Raw genomic sequence first — 24,602 nt, forward strand, 5'->3', positions numbered from 1 at the left:
TTAATTACTCGCAGCCAAAACCACAAGTTTCTAATGACCCGCAACCTGTATTAGCACCTGATTTGTAGATGCCTGTTACAGCAGTATGGCTTACATTTTTGTTAATAGTAAGCCTGTAGTAAGAGATGTCTGTGCCGGTTGTTCCCAAATCAAATTTTAGAATTTTGTCTGTGAAACAGCTTTGGCTTTTATCAACCTCAAATTTTGGTGTAAAAGGATTCCAGGTAACCCCATCTGTACTTGTTGCGCCACTTACAACATCTGCAATTGTAACGCAGTCGCCTAAACTAATATCCCAGTGACTTAGATCCTGCACTGTACCGCCGGTACCATTTCCGGGATTTAAGTTCCTTACGCGCCATTCCCATGTATAAGTTCCATCACCATTATCGGTGATCTTATACAAATAAACGTTGTAAGGCGTAGTGCTTTGAGTAGCCAGGCTGGAGGCTCCGCTCAAACATTTTTCGGCTACGATCTTTGAAACTTTGTCAAGCTTCGAATCAGGGGATTTAGTGTCTTTTTTACAGGCGTAAAACACTGTCATCAGTAAGGCGACGCCTACACCGATTGCTGTTAATTTTCTTCTCATATTGTATTTTTTTAGTGAATAATGATTAAATATACCGCTTAGTATGCACGCGATATTATGCTGAGTAGTGGTTGTATATCAAATCATTGCTATTGCACACTTTTCTACACATTATTGTATCAATCAGGAAGTTATGTTGAGTTTTTTAATGTAATACTCCAGAATTTGTCGATATTAGATCGTTGAACTTATAATCATATTTAGTTAGATGAGTGTAAGTCAATATAATCTAACCTATCATCATGACAACAAAATCAGGCTTTACCTTAATGTCCATTCAGGAATTTGAAACCTGGATAGACGCTCTTCGCCTTGCGCGTACCATTTTAACCATCCAGGAACATCACACTTTTAGCCCGGCGTATGCACAGTTTAATGGGAGCAACCATTTCGCGTTGCAGCAAGGCATGAAAAGTTATCATGTAACCCATAACGGATGGAGCGACATTGGCCAGCATTTTACAACTTTCCCCGATGGCAGCATCATGACGGGTCGTTCGCTTGAAACTTCGCCCGCTTGTATAGTAGGGCAAAATGCACATGCCATATGTATTGAGAACCTCGGCAACTTTGATAAAGGTAAAGATGCTATGACCCCGGCGCACCGCGATACCATTATCCGCATTACCGCAAAACTATGTTCCCGGTTTCACCTGCCGGTAAATGCCAATAGCATTGTTTATCATCATTGGTTTGATCTGAGCACCGGCGAACGTAATAATGGCACAAGGAATAATAAGACCTGCCCCGGAACAGGCTTTTTTGGTGGTAACAAGGTAGAAGACTGTGTGGCCAACTTTTTGCCTTTGGTTGCGCTGGCCGGCGGGCCTGTGGCGCCCGTTGCTGATACAACTGCAATATTAAAATATGTAACCGTTACAGCATCGTCATTAAACATCCGCACCAAGCCCGATGCCGCAAGTAACAAGGTTACGGATAGGACAGCCGCAACCCTGGGGGCGGTACTAAGGGTATATAAAGAAAGCAATGGTTGGTATAAGATCTCCGGCAGTCAGGAACATTGGGTATTAGCCAAATACACAACAGAGGTAAAAAGGGCGACAGTAAAGGCCGACACCCTAAATGCCCGTAATGGCCCGGGTAAAGACTTTGAAAAACTGGGTTCGTATACCAAAGGGCAGGAACTGTTTATTGTGAAGGAAGAAAATGGCTGGTGTAAAGTAAACATGGACGACCGATGGGTAAGCAAGGATTTTTTGGCGTTCACTAATTAACATAGCTTATGAAACGTATTATAGTTTGCAGCGATGGTACCTGGAACAAGCCGGGCGATATGTATAAAGGGACAATCATCCGCACTAATGTGCAGAAGATATTTGAAGCTATTTGTAATGAGGATGATGAGCACGTTAAACAGATAAAGTTTTATGACCAGGGCATAGGATCAAGCGGGTCAAAGCTAAGCCGTATAATAGACGGCGCCATTGGCCGTGGGCTTGATGATAATATATTGGACGCCTACAAATTTATTATCTGGAATTATGAGATAGGGGACGAGATATTTCTTTTCGGTTTTAGTCGTGGAGCTTACACGGTACGCAGCCTGGCAGGTTTGATAAGAACGGCAGGCCTTGTAAAGAACAATAACCTACGGTTGATACAACAGGCGTATGATATGTACCGCGATAGGAGCAACATGGCTAAACATCCGGAGGGTGATATTGCCGAAAACTTTAGAAAGCAGTACAGCCAGCCAGACGTGCGTATAAAATTTATTGCAGTTTGGGATACAGTAGGTGCGCTGGGCGTACCGCTGAAGCTATTTTATAAAAAAAAGAAGTATGAGTTTCATGATACTACTTTAAGCAGTTATGTTGACTATGCTTACCACGCATTAGCTATTGACGAGCGCAGGAAGAATTTTGAACCTGCCCTTTGGCAGCAAAGCGAAAATGTAGACAAGAATAACATAAAACAGGTACTAGAGCAAGTATGGTTTGTCGGGGTACACTCAAACATTGGTGGAGGTTACCCGGACGAAGGCCTTAGCGATACAGCTTTAGAATGGATGATAGAGAAAGCTAAGGGAGTTGGCTTAAGTTTTGAGGAAAATTATATACAGGCACAAATTAAGCCCAATGTAAAAGGGGAGATCTACAATTCTAATGGTTTACCATTTTCGCTGTTAGGGCAATTTGTACGGAAAATATCACAAAAGCCGCGAACCAATGAAAGCCTGCACCCATCTGTGCTACAACGCGCTGACGCGGATATTGGTTATAAGTATGAATTATAAGCTATAACCTGTTTAAGCCATTATGAGTTTACATATTTTAACATTTTAAATGTTAAAATATGTAAGCCCGTTTTTTATGATCATATCCTTGTAAACCCTTTTTTAAAATTCAATAGCCTTAGTATCAGCAGTATATTAAAATATAAAATTAACAGGGCCAGAAAGCTTGTTTTGGCCATTTGTTAAAATATGCAAATTCAATTTTTCTGCTTGCAAATCATTTTAGTTTAGTCGCAAAATGTATTTGTAAAATGAAAAAAAAAAACGCCCTTTTCCTGTTCATCATCCCGGTTGTTATCTTATCTCAAGGCTGTAAAAAAGATACTCCCGCAGCTGCTGCAGTCGCCACCCCGGCTTTTCAGGCCTATATCAATACCACCGTGTGGACACCGGACACTATAGCGGCCAATATAACTTATAATGCTGCATTAAAAACCAAGGTGTTTTCCTGCAGCGGTGTTAAAGATCAAAAGAAAGTAGAGATTGTTTTTACCGACCCAAGCCCGGCAGATAATAGTGGGTTAACAATAGGTACTTATAATGTTGATGCAACTTCAAACCTGTTATTTAATTATTCCACACAAAAAAAAGATAATGGGGGCAATTATGTTTTCGAGCCATTTGGTACAGTGCAGCCAAATTCGGGTACATTAGTAATAGCCGGCATTGATACAGTGAAGAAAATTATAACCGGTACGTTTAGTTTTACTTCGTCAAAGTATAATTATGGGCAAGATGGCGGTATAATATCAATTGATCTGGCAACCGTGTCAACCGGAACCATCCAGGATATGCCCTATACCTTTAAACGCGAATAGCGGTTATCTAAACTGCGTAAACAACCAGCGTAAGGCAATATAGCTAAGGTAAAGTATCACGCTTATTACTATCAGTAATACAATTAATAAGATAGCGATAATACCATTACCGCTGCCGGCATGCTTGCCTTCCTGGTAATGTTCTTTTAGTAATTTTATGTTGCGGGTATTGGCTTTTATATAAAAATCAAAGATCTGCCCCAATAAGGGTATGGCGCCAATGGCAGCATCAACACTAATATTAATAGCCATTAAAATAAGTACTTTACGGCTTACCCCATTTTTAGCCATCACATACAGCAAAGCGGCCGATACCAAAAAGCCGGATATATCGCCGGCAAATGGTATTAAATTAAGGATGGGGTCGAGGCCGAAACGGAAGTTTGTGCCGGGTATCCTAAATTTATCATCCATAACAGATGCTATCCGTTCTACCCATTTAAGCTGACCGCTTAGTACTACTTGTTTTGATTTGTCCATACGCCTGTTAATTGAATAAACGAGCGGGATATTTGTTTTAAAGCTGCATTTTATTTACCTGGCTGGGCAAAAATCCAAACCGTTTTTTAAAGGCCGCGGTAAAATGATGTGGATTTTTATAGCCTATTAGTTCGGCAACCTCGCTTACGCTTTTATCATCCTGTAAAAGGGTATAGGCAGTATCCATCCGTAAATCAAACAAGTAACCAAACACAGTATTGCCAAACAGGGCTTTAAAGCCCTTCTTTAGCTTAAAATCATTTAGCCCGGTTTTGCGGGCCAGCTCAATTAACGAACATGGGGTTTGCATGTTTTGAGCAATATACGCTTTAGCTTCCTGCAAACGGGCAATATCCTCCCGGTTAAAACCTCTCGGTACTCCCTGGCTGCTTTCAGCCTGCTGCAGCTGTAAGGATAATAGCTCCAGGATCTTCGATTCAATATAAATTCTGCGGATATAACCCTGCTGCGGGGCCTCCATTATCTCTTTTATAATGGCATGCAGGCGGGTGTGCCTATAATTACCTTTAGTTATGATCGTGTCTTTCTTCAGTTCTTTCCCAATAAGTTTACTTATAAACTTGCGTGTAAGGCACACGGCAAAAACCTTTGCAGATCGTTCATAAATTAAGTCGGTATTTAATAACGAGGTACAGATAGTATGATATCTGCCATCTTTTAATGCCAGCAATTTACCGTTACCAAACTTCGCGCTTAACTCTCCATCTAATACAAAACTCATTATCCAGCAAAAATTATCGCAGTGTAAATTGATAGTGCATGGCTGTTTTATATTGATTTCTATAGTGCAAACACATACGCCGTCAAACCATAGATCGCTGATCTTGAACTTCCCCCAGTTTTCATTTAATTCAGTAACACGTTCTTCATAAGGCCCTGACCCGGCCAAATCTGCAGGATAGGGAAGGGTTATACTTTTTGCTTCGGATGATAAGGATGTAAAGGTTAGTTGCATAAAATCCGTTTGGCGTTGTTTTCAATCCGTTTGGCGTTAACCAGCTGGCTAATCTTAGTGCAAATTTGCATTATTATTTTTAATTAGTCTAAATAAATGAAATACATCTTTGTCTGCATGCTAACTATTACTGCTGTAAGTGCCAAAGCACAGCATACAGATACCTTATCTACAGATACATCTAAGACCAAAAAACTAAAGGAAGTGGTTGTTACCGCCACCCGCACAGCAAAAAGCCTGATGCAATTGCCCATGCCGGTAAGTACCATCAGCAATAAAGAAATTAAGAACAGGGGATTGGTACGATTGAATGAAATCCTTGCCGAGCAAACCGGTTTAAGCGTATTACCCGACGCACACGGACAGGGAATTCAGATCCAGGGTTTTAGTCCGGATTATACTATGATAATGCTGGATGGCCTGCCGCTTATCGGCCGTACAACAGGCATCCTCGATCTGTCTCGCATCACCACAAATAATATTGATAAAATAGAGATCGTAAAGGGGCCGGTATCGTCCTTATATGGCAGCGACGCCATGGCCGGGGTAATTAATATTATATCGGCTACGCCACCGTTGGGTGGTTCGGGTAGTATTTCGGCACGGTACGGTACTAATAAGAATGCGGATATCTCTTTAAACGGAGGTTATGCTACCCAGCGCTTATCGCTATCAGGATTTGTAAACAGATACAGCAGCGGTGGGTATACTTTGGTGCCTCAATCTGGCAGCGCAACCGTATCGCCATTTATTGGCTATACCTTAAACGGCAGGCTGGGGTATAAATTTAGTGATGCCACTAATGTTAAGATCCAGGTACGTAACTATACCAATACCGCGGACAACAACTTTTTGGTTGATGATGACCGCATAACCGGCGATGGTACCGAAAAAGACCTGAATATATCTGCGGGGTTAACGCATCGTTTTACGGAGAAATTTACCGGCGATGTAAGGCTTTACCATGCGGGATATAGTACGAAATCGCTATTGCGAAATACCGCGGATAATTCAATATACGACGAAACGTTTTTCGACCAAAACTTTAACCGTGCCGAACTGCAGGGCGATTATAAGATATTAACCAGCTTAAGGTTTACCGGCGGCGTAGGCGGGCAAACCGAAAGTGTTGTAGCTACCCGTTATAACGAGAAAAAGACCTTCCAATCCGGCTACGCATATGGGCAGGCCGATTGGACACCTTTTAAAAGGCTGAACATTATAGGCGGAGGGCGTTTTGATACGCACAGTGTTTACCGCTCACAGTTTAGCCCCAAACTGGCAGCCAGCTATCAGCTGAGCGATAAATTTGTGATACTGGCATCTACAGGTAAAGGCTATAAAGCGCCAGATTTTAGGCAGTTATACCTAAACTTTACCAATGCGGTTGTTGGCTACAGTGTGTTTGGTACCGAAGAAGCTGCTTTTGAATTACAAAAACTGCTGGACCAGGGGCAGATAGCAAGCATATTAATAGACCCTGCGTCATTACGGACATTGAACGCGGAAAGTTCTACCGCTTACAACTTTGGTTATCGCTACCGTCCGTTCACCAACTTAATGTGGACGGTTAACTTATTCCGCAATAATATCCGCGATTTAATAGACTCTGAACCTATTGCTATCAAAACAAACGGACAATCAGTATTTTCTTACCTAAACCTTCAGCATGTTTATACGCAGGGCGCCGAAACCGATGTAACCTACAGCTTTTTAAAACATTGGACGGTAGCCGGCGGCATGCAATACCTGGAAGCTTACGACCAAACCGTGCTGGATAAAATTAAAGCAGGGCAGGTGTTTGGTACCGACCAGGCAACCCGCGAAACGGTAAAGGTTAAAAAGAGCCAGTACGGTGGTTTATTAAACCGATCTAAATACATGGCCAATGCCCGTATTGCTTACCAGGATGATAAAACGGGCATTATTACATCGGTACGGGCTATTTACCGTGGCCGTTATGGTTTCTCGGATGTAGATGGCAATGGCATAGTTAACCGCGATGACGAGTACGTGAAAGGTTATGTGCTGTTTAATGCATCGGTATCAAAGCTGTTTATCAATAATCAATTACGCCTGCAATTGACCGGCGAGAACCTGGGCAACTATAAAAATCCGGGAGCTATAAGCAACCTGCCCGGCACGCTGGTTTACGCTGGTATCACTTATAATCTTAACAAACAATAATCATACACACTTAAACAAACAACATGAATAAATTTAAAACTCTTGCATTAGTATTATTTAGCAGCACTGCCTTACTGGTAACATCGTGCAGTAAAAACAATGATGAACCCGAGCCGGATAAACCCGTAACCCTTACCATCAGTACCGTAGCCGATTTAGATGGCAGTAAGGCAGCAGTATATTATAGCCTTAGCACAAACAAACAAGTTACAGGGGATGACATCGCTGCAGGCAAATGGGATATTGAGTTCTCATCAACAAATATTTTTGTAAATGGCGGTACATCTGGTTCAGGTAAAACACAGGCACAAATAGTTAACAGTACTTTTGACGACTTAAAAACAGCACCTGCCGACGGTTATAAAACCGATGCTACAGGTGCTAATGCAATAAGCGGTTGGTACTTGTACACCAATACCAACAGTGTACCAAATCATGCGGTACTTGCAGTCCCGGGTAAAATTATTGTAATAAAGACCGGTGATGGTAAATATGCCAAACTGGAGATGAAAAGCTATTACAAAGGTAACCCCGATACCACCACACCGGTATTTGCAGATTTTATGAACAGGGAAACAACGTCACCATCAAGGTTCTACACCTTTAGGTTTGCTTACCAGGCTGATGGCAGCACTACATTACAATAGATAAATGAGCTAATTAAAAATAATAAGTCCTGTTTTTGCCTGCGGTATTTTAGAGCGTTTGCCGCGGGCGATTCAGGCACCAATTAAAACATCACCATTATGTGCGAAACCAGGATACTAACTCAGCGGGGACAATCTGTTATAAGCCATTGCGCCGATTGCGGCATGTTAAATATATGGCACCAAAACTTGATGTTATGTTTTACATCCGAGCAATTCACGTCGTTTCATCGCTTTACGCAGGAAATGGACTTTGAGGACAGATGTTACCCATTCCCGGATGGATCTGAGCGGGTAGTACTGTGTACGCCAAACCTTGATATCAACTTTGTGTTTACCGAAGCCGAGTGGGAAGACTTTAATTCCGCTATGCTGGAAGCTATGTACCTGATGGAAGTGTATAATACCATTTATCAGTAGGCGGTAGGCAGTTTGCGGTTAGCAGTTTGCAATAGCGGGTGGCCTTTCTCTGCAAACTGCAAACTTGGAACTGCCAACTAAATAATAATGCAAACTGCAAACTGTTTACTGCCAACTGAAATCGGTACAGTTGTTGCAAGAGTATAGCAAAGGCCGGTAACGGGCCAAACTGTAAACTTAAATACATCTGTTATGAAAACTAAGGATTCAAAAAACAACGTAACCGGACAAGGTTCTACAACTGCCGATCGTGCTTTTACCGATGCTAAGGAAACACAAAAACAAAAAGGGGTAAGCAATGGCGGTGGCCAGCGCTCCGATCAAACATCGAGCAGGGACAGCGCCCACAAGCCCCAACAAAAAAAATCATAAGTTAATACCTTAAACGCCCTCAGTGAAAGCTAAGGGCGTTTTTTATTAAAGTTCTCTCCTTGTTGGTGTCCCACCAACAAAGGGAAAAAGGGATTTATCATACTACTCCTTTAAACAAAAAAAGTTATATGTTTGACGCACAATGCCCCTAACCTACATCATCTTCGCAATTATATTGCTTACAGCCTGTTATGCCAGCTATAAAACCGACAAATTAACCGGCAGTGGCGCTATAACCGGCGGTGTGGTTGCTTTCTGTATTTACATGGGCACCGGGTTTACAGGCATTACTATGCTGGCTGCATTCTTTGTTTTAGCCACAATAGCCACATCCCACAAAAAGAATGCGAAGAATAAGTTAGGTGATGGCCAGCACCCCGAGAAGCGTGATGCCCGGCAGGTACTAGCCAACGGTGGTGTACCGGCGATATTAGGTTTGCTTGCCTTTATACTACCCGAAAACGCTTTATTGGCAACAGTATTAACAGCGGCAGCATTAGCATCGGCTACCGCAGATACCTTGTCGTCAGAACTGGGTACTGTTTACGGTAAGAGGTTCTATAACATCATCACTTTTAAACCTGACGAAAAGGGCAGGGATGGGGTAATAAGTTTAGAGGGTACACTCATCGGCATTGTAGGCGCGGCGGTTATAGCGGCCGTTTACGCTATCGTATTCGGTTGGAACAGCATGTTCTTATACATTATAATTGCCGGCGCAGTGGGTAACATAGCCGATTCCGTTTTGGGCGCCACGCTGGAAAGAAAAGGCTATATAAATAATAACGAAGTTAACTTCCTGAATACATTTGTAGCATCTATAGTTTGCTGTTTATTAACGTATTATAGCTAATGTATTAATCAGTTACTTTAACACAACCTGCGCGGTATTCCTGTTGGTTTGTTTCATTAAAACTGTTCTGCCGGCTGTTAATTCATCAAGTGTAGCATCAGTATAATGCCTTAAAGTTGTCAGCGTGAGATCGCTGTTGTATTTCACTTTAAACAGTTCTTTTAATGCCAGCAATAGCTTATCAAACCGCTCTGCAGCGTAATCAATACAGGCGGTAAAGCTTAGGGCCGATGTTTGCATCAGGTTAACCTTTATGTGATGATCTGCAAATACGCCGAAGATCTCGCTTAAATGACTCTCGGAGATAAAAGAATAATCGTTGGTGAATATGGAGAGCAACACCTGGTTTTGTTTTACAATAATAACAGGCCTCTCAAATTTGCTGATCACATCAGCCTTTATCACCGTGCCCGGTGCATCGGGGTGAGTAAATGGCTTAACCAATAGGGGGATGTTGGCGTTCTGCAGCGGTTTTATGGTTTTTGGATGGATAACACTCGCCCCGTAATAAGTCATCTCTATGGCCTCCTGATAGCTTAATTCGTCAAACTTAATGGTGTCTGCAAAAAACTTTGGGTCGGCGTTTAATATGCCGGGCACATCTTTCCAGGTGGTAACAGATTCGGCCCCAAGGCACGATGCAAGTATAGATGCCGTATAATCAGAACCCTCGCGGCCAAGCGTTGTAGTAAAATTCTCTGATGTACCGCCCAAAAAGCCCTGTGTTACCACTATGCTGTTATTTAACAACGCAGGGATATCTTTTTGGATGCTTGCACGGGTTTTATCCCAATCTACAATCCCTTCACGGTAAGTATTATCTGTGTGGATATAGCCGCGCACATCCAGCCATTTACTGGTGATGCCTTTATGATTGAACCACGCGTTAACAATACGGGTAGATACCAGTTCGCCGATGGATACGATCTGGTCATAAATAAAGTCGTAATCGTCGTGCGGTTCGTCCTCTATCATCCAGTCAATCTCTACAAAGGTATTGGCTATATCATTAAACACCGGGTGGTTCTCGCCAAACAGTTCGTGGGCTATATGGTAGTGATATTCTTTTATCCCTTCAAATATCTCATGCAGATCATCTGTTCCATTGAAATAAGCATTGGTCAGTTTCTCCAGCTCATTAGTGGTTTTACCCATGGCAGATACCACCACCAATATTTGATTACCTATGTAATTATTTACAACATTGCCCAGGTTTATAACACCCTCTGCATCTTTAACAGATGCCCCGCCGAACTTAAATACCAGCATTTTTATGTATGTATTGTGCAGCGACAGATTGCGGTCGCATTAATTTTTTAATTTGTGAATAGGGTAGCAGCAATTCCGTTTTACCGGCCGCGTATGGTTTTATCTCGTATTGGTTATACACGAATTTGATGCCCGCGGGTGTAATGGAGTAATTTTCATTCAGGGCGAATTTATTATCCTTAAAAAAGTAATCGCGCGCAAGGGAAGAGGTGTCGGTCAGTTTTTCATTCTTCCTGAAGATCTGCTCGGCTATTTTTGTTAGTTCGGTGTGGTAGCCATCCACCAAAATATCATCAACCGTTACGTTTTTGTTGGTTTTACCATCCCAGTTTATAAAACCGGTAAAGCTTGCACCATGCGCTCCTCCCTGAAAATTATAGCCGCCATACTCAAGCGCTACCAACGCCGAATCCTGGCCTATAACTTTAACATAGCTATCCAGTATGTAATACATGGCCGATTTTGGATTGTCTTTTTTAAAATCTGCATACGATTTTAGAAAATTCGTAGCCATTGTATTCAAGCTGGTATCCGGCTTTTCGCTCAGCATAAAAAGGGTTAACAGTTTATGCTTAATAGTATCATTCAAAACAGCCTTGCCTTTAAACAGCGGATATTTTATACTAACTACAGTACATGCACTATCCGGTTTGCTGCCACAATCGGCGGCACGCTCGTGTATGGCCTGGTAGGTATAGGCAAGCGTATCTTTAAATATGGCGTCGGGTTCTTTTTTACCTGGATCGCCCCATTTGCACGCGCTTAACCCTAAAACAGCTAAAAGCAGGAGTGATGTTACTTTCATAATTATAAATTAGCTACCTGTTCTCTTGATAAGGATGCATTTAACCAACCGGCTTCTATGTTTGCCTCGTATTTTTTATAGAAGTTTATTGCAGGTTCGTTCCAGTCAAGCACCTGCCAAACCATGCCGCTAAAGCCCAGTTCACGGGTTTCCTGAAACAGACGGTCAAACAAGATCTTCCCTATGCCTTTACCGCGATATTCTTCGGTCACTATCAGGTCTTCCAGATAAAGTCTATTTCCTTTCCAGGTAGAATAGCGAACATAGTACAAGGCAAACGCAACTATGATACCATCAGCCTCTGCCACAAAAGCCTTCCAAACAGGTTTGTTTCCAAAACCGGCATCTTCAAATTCTTGCAGGGTAACGGTAACTTCTTCGGGTGCGCGTTCAAATAAAGCCAGTTCATGAACAAGTTCCATCAGCCTCGGGCAATCTGCCTTTACAGCAACACGGATATTAAGCCCCCCAACCCCCTGAAGGGGAAGTTTTTGATTTGCTGAGTTTGTAGTATCACTCATTTAAATATTCTGTTAATTATTTTTATAATGTTTAATCACACGGCTGCCAAATATAGTGCTGCCTAAACGTACCATATTACTGCCCTGTTCAATTGCAACCTTATAGTCAGACGACATGCCCATAGACAATGTATCAAACGATTCTTCCTTACGGAAGAAACTCACTTTTATACCGTCGAAAAAGGTTTTCAACTCGTAATACTCATCTTTTATCTGCTTCTCAACATCGGTATTGGTGGCAATACCCATTAATCCGCGTATGCGAATATTCTTTAAAGTAGCGTATTCCTCGCTGCGTAACAGCTCAATAGCTTCGTCGAATCCTAAGCCAAATTTGGTTTCTTCGTCGGCAATATAAATTTGCAGCAGGCAGTCAATCACACGCTTATTTTTTTCGGCATGCTTATTTATTTCCTGCAAAAGTTTTAAACTATCAACAGATTGTATCATGCTTACAAAGGGCGCAATATATTTAACCTTGTTGGTTTGCAAGTGGCCAATCAAGTGCCATTCAATATCTTTAGGTAATTGTTCCTGCTTTTCAACCAATTCCTGTACTGTGTTTTCGCCAAATAAACGCTGCCCGGCATCATAGGCTTGCTGCAGGTCTGCTGCCGGTTTTGTTTTAGAAACAGCCAGCAGGGTAACATTTATATCCCCGGTTTCTTTTTTTAAGCTTTTGATATTATCTGCAATGCTCATTTATCCGTAATTTTGCTTTTTATAACGCCGCTAAATTACAGAATGCAAAAATATATAAGCTTGTTTTTTTCAGTATTGCTTTATTTAACCGCTTGCAAAAGCAATGATGTGCCAAATGGTATCATTGAAGAGAAGGAGATGATAAGCTTACTTACCGATGTACACATAACTGATGGAGCTATATATTCGCTGCCGCAAATACCCGATAGCCTTTATAAATATGGGAGGGATAAATATGTTGCTGTGTTTAAAAAACATCATACAACCGATGATCAATTTCAAAAAAGCCTGAAATATTATACTACACAACCGGATAGGTTACAGGAAATGTATAATAAGATAGATGTTATTATTAAAGCTAAAATAGACTCTATAAACCAGGCGCAGAAGAAGGAAAATGATGCAAAAAACAAGGTTGATAGTGCTGCGAGAAGTAAAACAAATTCAATAAAGCACCCTGCTGATACAATAAAGCCGGTTGCAAGGAAACTAAACGCTAGAGCCAGGATCGATTCCATGAGGCAAGCCAGGAAACTTGCTACGAAAGCCAGGATCGATTCAGTAAAGCGTAGCGCAAACAAAACTAAACAAGCCCGAAAGAAATTTAAGAATGCTGTATCCCCTCAATAGCGCAGATAAGCTTGGGTTCACCGAGGTAAAGGAACTGATAAAAGCGCATTGCCTTAGTGTTATGGGCCAGGAAATGGTTAATAAGATCCAGGTAATGAGTAATTATGACCTGATTGCCAAATTCCTGAACCAGGCAAACGAGTTTAAGAACATCCTGCAGAATGATGCAGCCCTGCCTATAAATAATTTTTACGATATAAAATCGCTGGCCAATAAGGCGCGCATCGAAGGTTCGTTTTTATCTGAGGAAGAGTTTTTTCAGGTACAGGCGTCGTTAACTACCGTTTTCGCGGTGATAGCTTATTTTAGCGAACGCGAAGGCGTATACCCCAATTTGGAAGCCCTGTTTGAACACCTGCCGATAGAGAAAGCTATCCTGAAAAAGATAGATCTGATCATCGATCCAAAAGGGAAAATAAGGCACAATGCATCGCGCGAGCTGATGGATATCACATCAGGTATTGCCAAGGCCGAACAGGAAGCCCGTAAAAAAATAGACCAGATCTTTAAAACCGCATCAAGCAACGGCTGGACGGCCGATGGTTCGTTAACCGTGCGTGATGGCCGCATCTGTATCCCTTTATTGGCCGAGAATAAGCGAAAGATAAAAGGTTTTATACATGATGAATCGGCATCGGGCCAAACGGTGTATATCGAACCGGAAGAAGTGTTCTCGCTCAATAACCGTATCCGCGACCTGGAGTTTGACCGCCGCCGCGAGATCATTAAGATATTAACCTCGTTAACGGACGAATTAAGGCCTTATGTGCCGCTTTTGTTATCGTACCACGGCTTGCTTACCAAGCTCGACTTTGTACGAGCCAAGGCCCTGTTTGCTATTGATATTGAAGGCGAAATGCCCAAGGTGGTTAACGAAGCAAGGCTAAGGTTGCTAAATGCCCGCCACCCTTTACTATACCTGAGTTTTAAGAAAGACCATAAAACCGTTGTGCCGCTTAATGTTGGCATTGACGAAGGTACCCGGGTGATAGTAGTATCGGGTCCTAACGCCGGTGGTAAATCTGTTTGTATGAAAACGGTTGGCCTGCTGCAAATGATGGTACAGGCAGGTTTATTGATACCTGCAAGTGCCGATAGCGTGGTAGGGGTGTTTAGGCAGATTTTTGTTGATATTGGTGATGACCAGTCGATTGAAAGCGATTTGAGTACTTATAGCGCTCATTTATCTAAAATGAAGAAATTTGTGGAAGATGCCAATGGCAAAACGCTGATACTGATAGATGAGTTTGGTACCGGTACCGACCCGCAGTTTGGCGGCCCCATTGCCGAAGCCGTATTGGAAGCGCTGAACCATAAAAAGGTGAGGGGCATGGTGACCACGCACTACTCTAACCTTAAGATCTTCGCCAGCCATACCGAGGGGATAGAGAATGCCTCCATGCTGTTCAATAATACCGAAATGCTGCCCATGTATATGCTGGAGGTTGGCAAGCCGGGCAGCTCGTATGCTTTTGAGATAGCGCAAAAAATAGGCCTGCCGCAAAATGTGCTTAACCTGGCCAAAAACAAAATAAGCAGCGGGCAGAAAAAGGTTGACAGTTTATTGGTTGACCTGGAGCGCGAAAAGAAGGAGATATTTGATACCAAGCTAAAGCTGGACAAGCAGCAGCGACGTGTGGATAGCTTACTGGCCGAGAATGAAGAGCTGAAAAGCTTCTTAGACGAGAACAGGAAAGCGTTATTGAAAGAAGCCAAGCAGGAAGCAAAGAATATTATCCTGAATGCGAACAAGCTGGTTGAAAACACAATTGCCGAAATAAAAAGTAGTAATGCCGATAAAGAGATCACCAAAAACCTGCGCGATAACTTAACAGTAGAACTTCAGAAAAACACGGTTAAACCCGATGTTGTAAAACCAAAGGTGGCTGCAGATGAAGATATTAAACCGGGCGATTGGGTTAAACTGATAGATGGCGATACCACAGGACAGGTGATAGAGCTGATAAAAGACAACGTAGTTATTGCTATGGGCGAACTGCGGACCGTTGTTAAGCGTAAACGTTTAGAGAAGGTTACAAAAGCCGCCGTACCAAAAGAACTGCGCAAATCAATGAATAGCCACACCAGCGATATCGCCAGCTTTAGTCCGGAGATTGACGTACGTGGCATGCGTACCGAAGACGCGCTGTTTGCCATAGAGAAACTTTTTGACCGCGCCCTGATGATGGGTTTTGGTACACTGAAAATATTACACGGTAAAGGCGATGGTATTTTGCGCAAAATGATACGCCAATACCTGAAAAAATATGACCAGGTTGACCGTATGGAAGATGAGCACCCGGACAGGGGCGGTGATGGGATTACCTATGTTTATTTAAAATAGACGTATTTATTTTTGATGAAGCATTGATGAATATTTTTTACAAGCTGTTAAATCAATAACTCAATAACTCAATAACTCAATAACTCAATAAATCAATAATTCAATAATTATTCTGATGAAACGTTCTGCATTTTTCCTATTCCTAACCTTAGCCTTTGTCACCCTCAACTCCCGGGCGCAAACTATTATCAATTTTAATAACCCCAGTGTGAAATACATGGGCCGTATTGCTTTGCAGGATAGCTCTGCCGAACTTACCTGGACGGCATCGTCGGTAATTATCAATTTTAATGGTACAGCTGCTAAGGCCACTTTGAGGGATGATACAGGGCTTGATCGTGTAACCGTTGTAGTTGATGGCAGGGTTACCAATACTGCCATACAGCCGGCCAAAAATCCAACAGAATATGAGCTGGTATCGGGCCTGCCAAAAGGCAACCACAGGTTAGAGCTGTTTAAGCGTACCGAGTATGATATGGGCAGCCTGTACTTCTACAACTTTAATATCAACGGGAAAATACTGGCACCGCCGGTTAATGCCCATAGAATAGAATTTTACGGTAACTCCATTACCTGTGGTTATGCTATTGAAGATACCGCGGGCAAGGATAGGGGAACAGCCGAGTTTGAGAATGGCTATAAAAGCTATGCGAATATCACCGCACGCCACTTTAATGCCTATTATCATTCGATATCCAAAAGCGGGATAGGTGTGGTTATCAGTTGGTTTGATTATGTAATGCCCGATATTTATGATAGGGTTAAAGCGCATGATCCTTCCGCTAAATGGGATTTTAAGAAGTACACTCCCGAACTGGTTATAGTTAACCTGTTTCAGAACGATTCGTGGTTAACTCAAAATAAGGAGCATCCGCAGTTTAAAAAGCTTTTTGGCACTACGCCGCCAACACCCGAATTTATTATTGAGCATTATAAGGAGTTTATTAGATCAATCAGGAGCAAATATCCAAAGGCTAAAATAATTTGCGCTTTAGGTGCTATGGATGCTACAAAAGAAGGCTCGCCATGGCCGGGATACATTGAAAAAGCCGTTGCCGGCTTGCATGATAAAGGTATTTATACCCATTTCTTCCCTTATAAGAACACACCGGGCCACCCAAGCGCCCAAGAGCAGCAGGCTATGGCCGATGACCTGATCGCGTACATTACAAAGACGTTTAAGTGGTAGGTTCCTTTGTCATCCTGAGCGATAGCGAAGGATCTATTATGAACTATGCATAACCACCCTGTCATTTCGAATGAGGTACGAGGAGAAATCTTGTTCGACATGACTATCGGCGACAAGCAAGTAATAACAAGATTTCTCACTATCGTTCGAAATGACATATATGTAACTGCTCACTCCCCAAACCTTTGGTCGGGTGGTTCATTCTTATTGCTATCCTGCTCTGAACCCTCTTTAACAGGGCCGGCGTTTTCCTCATCAGACTGGCCGTTAAACACCGCACCGGTATTTTCAGTATAGTTAGGCTGGCCTAACTGATTGGGGTCTTTAAAGTTACTATCCTCGGGGTGTTCATCTGAGGGTACTGTACGCCTGAAGTATTCGTTGGTATAACCGGCATTTTGAGATGGATTATTTTTGTCATCACCTGATGGGGTGTGGCAGTTCTCGCCAAACCGCTGGCCACCTGCAGGGTTTCCTTCCATACCGGGTTCGTTGCCTGTTTTCTCTTCCGAGCCAAACATAAAGGCTTTGCGGCGCAGGTCTTTTTCTTCCAGGTTGTGGTCGTCTTCTACCTGATAGCCGTGCGGTTTATCTTGCTGTTCGTTATCATTATTTGGTGCCATGACGTTTATATATTGGTTGTATTGTAATAAAGGTTTGAATTTTCTAATTGTTTGTGTTTGTTAAATTAGTGGTGAATTAAAAGCGCATCATATAGGCTTGGCATTTTGTCGTTTTTATGCCTGTTCGCAATGGAACAAAATGGAACGCAATTCGGTCTCTATTGGCTCTTTTTAGTACGTTTCACTAAACTAACTAAGGCGTATTCAGGTCGAAAAAAGGCGATAATTGGCGTTTTTTCTATCGTTGTAAATCGTGTAAATTCTTGTTCCATTCATTAAAAAGTGGAACAGATTAATAAATTATATAATAAATTGTTTGTCAATTATTTATGATTTATATAAGAAGTTAAGCTTTAATTATAGATGACGGATGTAAAAATTTAAACACCTCATTATTAACGTGTTCCACTTGTTCCGTTTTGTTCCATTTCAAAAATGGAACACCGGAACAAAAAGCAATATTTGAATGCCTTGCCGGCACTATGAACCATTGGCATAAATGCGTAAATTCGCCGAATGAATTTTTCATCTAAGTTGCTGGAGGATGCCGTTGCCGAATTTGCGAAACTGCCGGGTGTGGGTCAAAAAACCGCATTGCGTTTAGTGCTGCATTTGCTTAACCGCGATAGGGATGAGGTGCAAAAATTCAGCACTGCCATAAGCAAACTGCGTAACGAAATTCAGTTTTGCCAAACCTGCCATAACATATCCGATCAAAAGGTATGTGAGATATGCTCATCGCCCAAACGCGATCATAGCCTGATATGCGTAGTAGAAGATACCCGCGATGTAATGGCTATTGAAAACACCAATCAATACAACGGTGTTTACCACGTGTTAGGTGGGTTAATATCGCCTATGGATGGCATTGGCCCCGCAGATTTGCAGGTGGATACCCTTGTTGAAAGGCTGAAAGATAACGCGGTTAAAGAGATCATTTTTGCCCTGAGTGCAACCATGGAAGGTGATACCACTATCTTCTACCTGCATAAGCGCTTAAAACAATTCAATATAAATATCTCAACTATTGCCCGTGGCATAGCTTTTGGGGGAGAATTAGAGTATGTGGACGAGATTACTTTAGGACGGTCTATTGTAACCCGTGTGCCATACGAAAATTCCTTATCCTGATCCGCTATGAAACTGTCCGTTATCGTTGTTAATCACAATATGTGCACCATGTTAAAGCAATCATTATTTGCTTTAATTAGGGCTTGTAGGGATATTGATTATGAGCTAATTGTGATTGACGATGCATCCACAGACCGATCGGTAGAAATGATGCAGAACGAATTCCCGGAAGTAAAGATGATCCTTAATAAATTTACCTTTGGTGTAGCAAAAGCCCGAAACCAGGGTATTGAACTTGCTACAGGAGAGTATGTTTTACTGGTCAGTGCGGATACAATTAGCGGCAAAAAAACCATTGAGCAGGTTGTAGAATTTATGGATGCGCATAATAATGCCGGTGGTGTTGGCGTGCGTATGCTTAGTCCGCGTGGACAATTTTTAACCGAGTCCCGAACCGGTTTTACCAGAGCTTGGGGTGGTTTATTAAAGATAACAGGCCTGGCTAAATATTTCACAAAATCCCGCCTGTATAAAAACGATGAATTTTGGATAGAGGAAGAGGAGTTTGCCACAACCGAGGTTGATGTAATAAATGGCGCCTTTATGCTGCTCCGCAAATCGGTTGTTAACCAGGTAGGTGACCTGGATGAGAATTTTGTAATGTTTGGTCATGATATCGACCTATCGTTCCGTATCAGGCTGGCCGGATATAAAAATTACTACTTCCCACGAACTTATATACTTAACTTTAATACACAGCTTCAATCTAAATTTAGCTGGGGCTACATCAGGCATTATTATGGTGCTATGATTATATTCGCTGCCAAATATTTGTTGCATATGCCAGAGCTAAAAATGCCGGGCATCCCACAAATGTTTGCGCCGAAATATGAAATTGAAAGATAAGGTAGTCATCATCACCGGTGCATCATCCGGAATAGGTAAAGCACTTGCTATTGAACTTGCCGGGCGTGGCGCTAATTTAGTATTGGCAGCCCGCCAGTATGTTACTTTATGCAAGATAGCGCAGGATATCCAAACAGAATATAATGTAAAAGCGGTAGCTGTACAGTGTGATGTATCTATAGAAGAGGATTGTGCTGCGCTCATTAAACAAGCTGTATCAACTTTTGGAAAAATTGATATCCTGGTGAATAATGCTGGAATATCTATGCGGGCCCTGTTCAAGGACGTCGACCTTAAAGTTTTAAAGGCGTTAATGGATGTAAATTTTTGGGGGACAGTTTACTGTACTAAATATGCCCTGCCCGAAATTACCAAAACAAAGGGAAGTATTGTTGGCGTTTCTTCTATTGCCGGTTACAAGGGCCTACCCGGGCGCGCGGGTTATTCGGCATCAAAATATGCTATAAATGGCTTTCTGGATGCTTTACGCGTAGAGAACCTTCGTACCGGCGTGCACATTATGGTGGCATGCCCCGGGTTTACATCATCTAATATCCGCAACACTGCGCTTGATAAGAACGGTACCCAACAAGGCGAAAGCACGCTGGAAGAAGATAAAATGATGACAGCCGAAGAAGTTGCCGAAATCATTGCCAACGGCGTAGAAAACCGCGAACGTACTTTAATAATGACCTTTCAGGGGAAGCTAACCGTATTTCTGAGTAAGTTTCTTCCTGCATTTTTGGATAAGCAGGTTTTTAAAGTTTTTGCCAGGGAAAAGAATGCTTTGTTGAAATAGTGTATTGGTTCATTAGTTCAATGTGCATTGGTATTGGATGCACTACCAATCGACTAATGAACCATATTATAATCACCAATCTTACTCATATCTAACTCAATCCTTCCATCTTCATCCCGGTTAAACATGGGGATGAATTTTGCATCCCAAACCATATCATGGGCGGTATAGGAGGTACGTGAATGCACCGTTTGTGAAAATGTATCGTCAAAAGCTTTGAGCAATACCGCGAACGATGCTGCACCTTTTTCCAGATCATCGAGCGTCATATCCATCAATGGGCTATTTTCATCCAAAGGGTGCACAACCGTCCAGTTAAGGGTTAGCAAACTCACAAACTTACGTTCAACCTCCAACGGGAAAAAGCGCCTTATAGGTTTATCATTAACCATTTCATTGTAGGAAAATATTACCTCTACCTGTAAGTCGATCAATACATTTTTACGGATGTTTGCCAGTCGGAACATTAAACCCCGGCCATTTTCCTTGTATGGCGCTACCAATATATTATCGCTGTAAACAATTTTTGCTGATGGTTTTGAGAAACGACCATATAATAAACCTGTTGCCAAAGCAAAGGCCAGTAAGCCTATCATTGATTCAAAGGCAGCTACACTGTTTGCCACCACGCCCCGCGGACTAATATGCCCGTAACCCACCGTTGATATGGTTTGTGCCGAAAAGAAAAAAGCATCTAAAAGATGGCTCATATGGTTATTGCCCGATGCACCGTCGAGGCTATCCATCCCTATTAAAACATATATAGATGCGAAAAACAGGTTGGCAATTAAATAACCGCTAAGCACCACTACCCAGAACTTTGTCCAGCTCATTTTTATAAGCGTGTGGTAAGTATCGGCAGTGTTAAACCGCGAAAGTCCTCTGCGTTTAACATTTACCGAACCATCCTTATTAATAAGCGGCTGGCTTTTTATAACAGGCTGGGGGCCAAAGCCAAGGTCATTTTCGGGGTTAACTTGTTGATTGCGAATAGCCATGCGTTAATTAGTGATTTGGTGAATTAGTGATTTATTGATTAAAAAGTGAAAGACTGCCAAATCAGGCATTCAATAAATCAGTAAATCAATAATTGCTCTTCGTAAAAATATCATAAAGCTTGCTTTTAGTGAAAACAATTTCCATATTTGCTAAACAAAATGAAAGTGCAAATATTAAACAACAATTGGTGGTGGCTTAACGAGAATTCGTAAGGCAGCCTCATTTTTTGTTTTTTTATAAAATATACAGAAGGGTTGCCACATGGTAACCCTTTTTTTATGCCACAAATATGAAACAGATACTCAACCATCTTTTTGAACATAAAACCTTCACCCGCGAGCAATCAAAAGATATTTTGAAGAACATTGCTTTGGGTAAATACAATAATTCGCAAATGGCGGCCTTTATGACGGCCTATTGTATGCGTAGTATTACCGTAAACGAACTGGAAGGTTTCCGTGATGCCATGCTGGAGCTTTGCCTGCCAATTGATTTGGAAACAGGCGAACTGATTGATCTTTGTGGTACGGGTGGGGATGGTAAGGATACTTTCAATATCTCAACCCTGGCATCATTTGTAGTGGCCGGGGCAGGGTATAAGGTAGCTAAACATGGCAATTATGGTGTATCGTCGGGTTGTGGGTCATCCAACGTAATGGAGCATCTGGGTTATGTGTTCACCAATAATGCCGATGCACTTAAACGCAGCATTGATAACGCGAATATCTGTTTCCTGCATGCGCCGCTATTTCATCCAGCCATGAAAACTGTTGCACCTATCCGCCGCGAATTGGGCGTAAAAACTTTTTTTAATATGTTGGGGCCCATGGTAAATCCGGCTAAACCGCAAAACCAGTTAGTAGGTGTGTTTAACCTGGAGCTGGCAAGGGTATATGCATACCTGTATCAAAAATCAGATGTAAAATATACTATTCTGAATGCGTTAGATGGTTATGATGAGATCTCGCTTACCTGCGATTTTAAAACCTTTTCTGCCGAAGGAGAAAAGATAAACAGGATTGAAAGCCTTGGTTTTGATAAGCTGAATGAAGATGAGATAACCGGCGGGCATACCGTTAGCGATTCGGCCGATATATTTATGAAGGTGCTTAACAATGATGCTACCAAGGCACAAAGCAATGTAGTATTAAGCAATGCCGCAATGGCCATTAAAACCATTCACCCGGAAAAAAGCTTTGCAGATTGCTTTTACGAGGCAGAGGAATCGCTGGTAAGCAAAAAGGCATTGGGCAGTTTTAAAACCTTATTAGCTAATTAAGATGAAAATTAAAGTTTGCGGATTAAGAGATCCTGATAATATTAAAGCTGTTGAGGGGTTAACGCCCGATTATATGGGCTTTATTTGTTATGAAAAATCGCCACGTTTTATTGGTGGTATGGATGATGATGAACTGGTAAAAATATCTACCGATATTATTAAAGTGGGCATTTTTGTTGATGAGGATGCCGATAACATTAGTAAGCTGATCTACAAATACAAGTTTGATGCGATACAGCTACACGGAGCCGAAAGCCCGGAGTTTTGCGACATGTTTAAGCACGAGGTGCAGGTGATAAAGGCATTTGGTGTAGACAAAAATTTTGATTTCGCACAGCTTGATGCCTATAAGAACAATGTAAATTATTTTCTGTTCGATACTAAGACAGCTGCACATGGCGGTTCGGGCAAAACATTTGATTGGAGCATACTGAATAAATATAAGCTGGATGTCCCTTTCTTTTTATCAGGCGGATTAAGTCCCAACAACCTGGAGGATGTAAAACAGATACAGCACCCTGCGTTTTACGGGGTGGATTTGAACAGCAAGTTTGAAGTATCACCAGCATTAAAAGACATAGATAAATTAACACAGGCATTTAATACAATAAATACATTTAACAGCAATGAAGTACGGAGTTAACGAAAACGGTTATTACGGAGATTTTGGTGGCGCATATATACCGGAAATGCTGTATCCAAATGTTGAAGAATTAAGGCAGGAGTACCTTAAAATATTAAGCGACCACAGCTTTAAGGCCGAGTTTGACCAGTTATTAAAAGATTACGTGGGAAGGCCTTCGCCATTGTATCATGCAAAAAGATATTCTGAAAAATATGGTGCTAATATTTTCTTTAAGAGAGAAGATCTGAACCATACAGGTTCGCACAAAATAAATAATGCCATTGGACAGATCTTGTTAGCGCAACGCCTTGGCAAAAAACGCATTATCGCCGAAACCGGTGCGGGTCAGCATGGAGTAGCAACCGCTACAGTGTGTGCCTTAAAAGGCATTGAATGTATTGTTTATATGGGCGAAATTGACATGGAGCGGCAGGCACCAAATGTGGCGCGTATGAAGATGTTAGGCGCAAAGGTAGTGCCGGCAACATCGGGCAGTAAAACGCTTAAGGACGCCACCAATGAGGCCTTGCGCGACTGGATAGGCAACCCGGTTGATACCCATTACATCATAGGCTCGGTTGTAGGCCCGTATCCTTACCCGGATATGGTAGCGCGTTTCCAGGCAATTATATCTGCAGAAACAAGAAAACAACTGCTGGAGCAAACAGGTAACGAATTACCGCAATATGTTATGGCCTGTGTAGGCGGTGGCAGTAATGCTATGGGGATGTTCTATCATTTCTTAGATGACGAGAATGTGAAGCTGGTTGCTGTTGAAGCGGCAGGAAAAGGTGTAGATAGCGGCCACTCGGCAGCCACCACATTTTTAGGCAAAGAAGGCGTATTACACGGTAGCCGTACCATATTAATGCAAACTGCTGATGGACAGGTAGAAGAACCCTATTCAATATCTGCCGGCTTGGATTATCCTGGTATAGGCCCGCAGCATGCACATTTATATAAGATAAACCGTGCCCAATATGTAAGCATTACCGATGATGAGGCTTTGGATGCCGGACTGCTTTGCTCGCAAATGGAAGGTATTATACCTGCCATTGAAACCGCACACGCCCTGGCTTATTTAGAAAAAATGACTTTCCAAAAAAGTGATAATGTAGTGATATGCCTATCAGGCAGGGGAGATAAGGATCTTGATACCTATATCAGGCATTTTGGTTTTTAAGTTAGAGGTTAGAGACTGAAGATCAGAGATAGATGAAATTGTTTTTTCTATTCTC

The 24,602-nt window shown here is 42.1% G+C and carries 26 protein-coding genes; 17 read left to right on the plus strand and 9 right to left on the minus strand.

Going from position 1 to position 24,602, the window contains the following annotated elements:
• Positions 1-4 precede the first annotated feature (4 nt).
• A complete protein-coding gene (locus NPE20_RS01300; RefSeq protein ID WP_256536783.1) occupies positions 5-592 on the minus strand; it encodes a hypothetical protein in 588 nt (195 codons plus the stop codon).
• A gap of 242 nt (positions 593-834) precedes the next feature.
• On the opposite strand from NPE20_RS01300, the gene NPE20_RS01305 reads away from it, so the two are divergent.
• The 3 genes from NPE20_RS01305 (at position 835) to NPE20_RS01315 (ending at position 3,667) form a co-directional block, all read left to right on the plus strand.
• Positions 835-1,827 (plus strand): SH3 domain-containing protein, encoded by a 993-nt coding sequence (locus tag NPE20_RS01305; protein WP_256536784.1) that lies wholly within the window; start codon positions 835-837, stop codon positions 1,825-1,827.
• Positions 1,828-1,835: 8 nt separating this feature from the next.
• A complete protein-coding gene (locus tag NPE20_RS01310; RefSeq protein WP_256536785.1) occupies positions 1,836-2,849 on the plus strand; it encodes a T6SS phospholipase effector Tle1-like catalytic domain-containing protein in 1,014 nt (337 codons plus the stop codon).
• A 251-nt stretch (positions 2,850-3,100) separates the two neighbouring features.
• Complete coding sequence (locus tag NPE20_RS01315; protein ID WP_256536786.1) at positions 3,101-3,667, plus strand: DUF6252 domain-containing protein; 567 nt, start codon at positions 3,101-3,103, stop codon at positions 3,665-3,667.
• A 3-nt stretch (positions 3,668-3,670) separates the two neighbouring features.
• On the opposite strand, the gene NPE20_RS01320 is transcribed toward NPE20_RS01315, so the two are convergent.
• Both NPE20_RS01320 and NPE20_RS01325 read right to left on the minus strand, forming a co-directional pair.
• A complete protein-coding gene (locus tag NPE20_RS01320; protein WP_256536787.1) occupies positions 3,671-4,147 on the minus strand; it encodes a DUF4112 domain-containing protein in 477 nt (158 codons plus the stop codon).
• Positions 4,148-4,184: 37 nt separating this feature from the next.
• Complete coding sequence (locus tag NPE20_RS01325) at positions 4,185-5,123, minus strand: helix-turn-helix transcriptional regulator (protein ID WP_256536788.1); 939 nt, start codon at positions 5,121-5,123, stop codon at positions 4,185-4,187.
• 96 nt (positions 5,124-5,219) lie between these two features.
• Here NPE20_RS01325 and NPE20_RS01330 point away from each other — a divergent pair, with 96 nt between their 5' ends.
• The 5 genes from NPE20_RS01330 to NPE20_RS01350 all read left to right on the plus strand — a co-directional run bounded on the left by NPE20_RS01330 (position 5,220) and on the right by NPE20_RS01350 (position 9,602).
• A complete protein-coding gene (locus NPE20_RS01330; RefSeq protein WP_256536789.1) occupies positions 5,220-7,310 on the plus strand; it encodes a TonB-dependent receptor plug domain-containing protein in 2,091 nt (696 codons plus the stop codon).
• A 23-nt stretch (positions 7,311-7,333) separates the two neighbouring features.
• Positions 7,334-7,957 carry an HmuY family protein gene (locus NPE20_RS01335; protein WP_256536790.1) on the plus strand — a complete coding sequence of 208 codons (624 nt, stop codon included), beginning with the start codon at positions 7,334-7,336 and terminating at the stop codon, positions 7,955-7,957.
• Positions 7,958-8,056: 99 nt separating this feature from the next.
• The gene (locus NPE20_RS01340) at positions 8,057-8,377 is read left to right on the plus strand and encodes a DUF6686 family protein (RefSeq protein ID WP_256536791.1); all 321 of its coding nucleotides are present in this window, start codon (positions 8,057-8,059) and stop codon (positions 8,375-8,377) included.
• A gap of 192 nt (positions 8,378-8,569) precedes the next feature.
• Positions 8,570-8,749 (plus strand): hypothetical protein, encoded by a 180-nt coding sequence (locus NPE20_RS01345; protein ID WP_256536792.1) that lies wholly within the window; start codon positions 8,570-8,572, stop codon positions 8,747-8,749.
• A 142-nt stretch (positions 8,750-8,891) separates the two neighbouring features.
• Positions 8,892-9,602, plus strand: a complete 711-nt coding sequence (locus NPE20_RS01350; protein ID WP_256536793.1) for a DUF92 domain-containing protein — start codon at positions 8,892-8,894, stop codon at positions 9,600-9,602.
• Positions 9,603-9,614: 12 nt separating this feature from the next.
• Here NPE20_RS01350 and NPE20_RS01355 read toward each other — a convergent pair whose 3' ends face one another.
• The 4 genes from NPE20_RS01355 to NPE20_RS01370 form a co-directional block, all read right to left on the minus strand.
• Positions 9,615-10,871 (minus strand): aspartate kinase, encoded by a 1,257-nt coding sequence (locus NPE20_RS01355; protein ID WP_256536794.1) that lies wholly within the window; start codon positions 10,869-10,871, stop codon positions 9,615-9,617.
• Entirely contained in the window at positions 10,858-11,676 is an 819-nt protein-coding gene (locus tag NPE20_RS01360) for a DUF3298 and DUF4163 domain-containing protein (RefSeq protein WP_256536795.1), read from the minus strand. Before NPE20_RS01360 ends, NPE20_RS01355 begins: the two co-directional genes overlap by 14 nt.
• A 2-nt stretch (positions 11,677-11,678) precedes the next feature.
• A complete protein-coding gene (locus NPE20_RS01365) occupies positions 11,679-12,098 on the minus strand; it encodes a GNAT family N-acetyltransferase (protein ID WP_435529208.1) in 420 nt (139 codons plus the stop codon).
• 111 nt (positions 12,099-12,209) lie between these two features.
• Entirely contained in the window at positions 12,210-12,899 is a 690-nt protein-coding gene (locus NPE20_RS01370) for a YggS family pyridoxal phosphate-dependent enzyme (protein WP_256536797.1), read from the minus strand.
• A gap of 42 nt (positions 12,900-12,941) precedes the next feature.
• Between NPE20_RS01370 and NPE20_RS01375 the strand changes: the two genes are divergently transcribed.
• From NPE20_RS01375 to NPE20_RS01385, 3 genes are all read left to right on the plus strand, one after another.
• A complete protein-coding gene (locus NPE20_RS01375; protein WP_256536799.1) occupies positions 12,942-13,529 on the plus strand; it encodes a DUF4296 domain-containing protein in 588 nt (195 codons plus the stop codon).
• Positions 13,510-15,873, plus strand: coding sequence for an endonuclease MutS2 (locus NPE20_RS01380; RefSeq protein ID WP_256536800.1), 2,364 nt, complete (start codon positions 13,510-13,512; stop codon positions 15,871-15,873). Before NPE20_RS01375 ends, NPE20_RS01380 begins: the two co-directional genes overlap by 20 nt.
• A gap of 115 nt (positions 15,874-15,988) precedes the next feature.
• Positions 15,989-17,062, plus strand: a complete 1,074-nt coding sequence (locus tag NPE20_RS01385; RefSeq protein ID WP_256536801.1) for an SGNH/GDSL hydrolase family protein — start codon at positions 15,989-15,991, stop codon at positions 17,060-17,062.
• A 170-nt stretch (positions 17,063-17,232) separates the two neighbouring features.
• Here the strand turns inward: NPE20_RS01385 and NPE20_RS01390 are convergent, their stop codons facing one another.
• Entirely contained in the window at positions 17,233-17,685 is a 453-nt protein-coding gene (locus tag NPE20_RS01390; protein ID WP_256536802.1) for a hypothetical protein, read from the minus strand.
• A 516-nt stretch (positions 17,686-18,201) separates the two neighbouring features.
• Here NPE20_RS01390 and recR point away from each other — a divergent pair.
• From recR to NPE20_RS01405, 3 genes are read left to right on the plus strand one after another with little or no spacing between them, the layout of a single operon-like run.
• Positions 18,202-18,816: a recombination mediator RecR gene (gene recR / locus NPE20_RS01395; protein ID WP_256536803.1), complete on the plus strand. Its 615-nt coding sequence runs from the start codon at positions 18,202-18,204 to the stop codon at positions 18,814-18,816.
• A 6-nt stretch (positions 18,817-18,822) separates the two neighbouring features.
• A complete protein-coding gene (locus NPE20_RS01400; RefSeq protein ID WP_256536804.1) occupies positions 18,823-19,662 on the plus strand; it encodes a glycosyltransferase family 2 protein in 840 nt (279 codons plus the stop codon).
• A complete protein-coding gene (locus tag NPE20_RS01405) occupies positions 19,646-20,461 on the plus strand; it encodes an SDR family oxidoreductase (protein WP_256536805.1) in 816 nt (271 codons plus the stop codon). The genes NPE20_RS01400 and NPE20_RS01405 overlap by 17 nt, the downstream gene beginning before the upstream one ends.
• A 53-nt stretch (positions 20,462-20,514) precedes the next feature.
• Here the strand turns inward: NPE20_RS01405 and NPE20_RS01410 are convergent, their stop codons facing one another.
• Entirely contained in the window at positions 20,515-21,459 is a 945-nt protein-coding gene (locus NPE20_RS01410) for an ion channel (protein WP_256536806.1), read from the minus strand.
• 290 nt (positions 21,460-21,749) lie between these two features.
• Between NPE20_RS01410 and trpD the strand changes: the two genes are divergently transcribed.
• From trpD to trpB, 3 genes are read left to right on the plus strand one after another with little or no spacing between them, the layout of a single operon-like run.
• Complete coding sequence (gene trpD, locus NPE20_RS01415; protein ID WP_256536807.1) at positions 21,750-22,739, plus strand: anthranilate phosphoribosyltransferase; 990 nt, start codon at positions 21,750-21,752, stop codon at positions 22,737-22,739.
• 1 nt (position 22,740) lies between these two features.
• A complete protein-coding gene (locus NPE20_RS01420) occupies positions 22,741-23,382 on the plus strand; it encodes a phosphoribosylanthranilate isomerase (RefSeq protein WP_256536808.1) in 642 nt (213 codons plus the stop codon).
• Positions 23,366-24,547, plus strand: a complete 1,182-nt coding sequence (gene trpB, locus NPE20_RS01425) for a tryptophan synthase subunit beta (protein ID WP_256536809.1) — start codon at positions 23,366-23,368, stop codon at positions 24,545-24,547. Before NPE20_RS01420 ends, trpB begins: the two co-directional genes overlap by 17 nt.
• Positions 24,548-24,602 lie beyond the last annotated feature (55 nt).

The organism is Mucilaginibacter aquariorum (assembly GCF_024498135.1).
Classification (GTDB): domain Bacteria; phylum Bacteroidota; class Bacteroidia; order Sphingobacteriales; family Sphingobacteriaceae; genus Mucilaginibacter; species Mucilaginibacter aquariorum.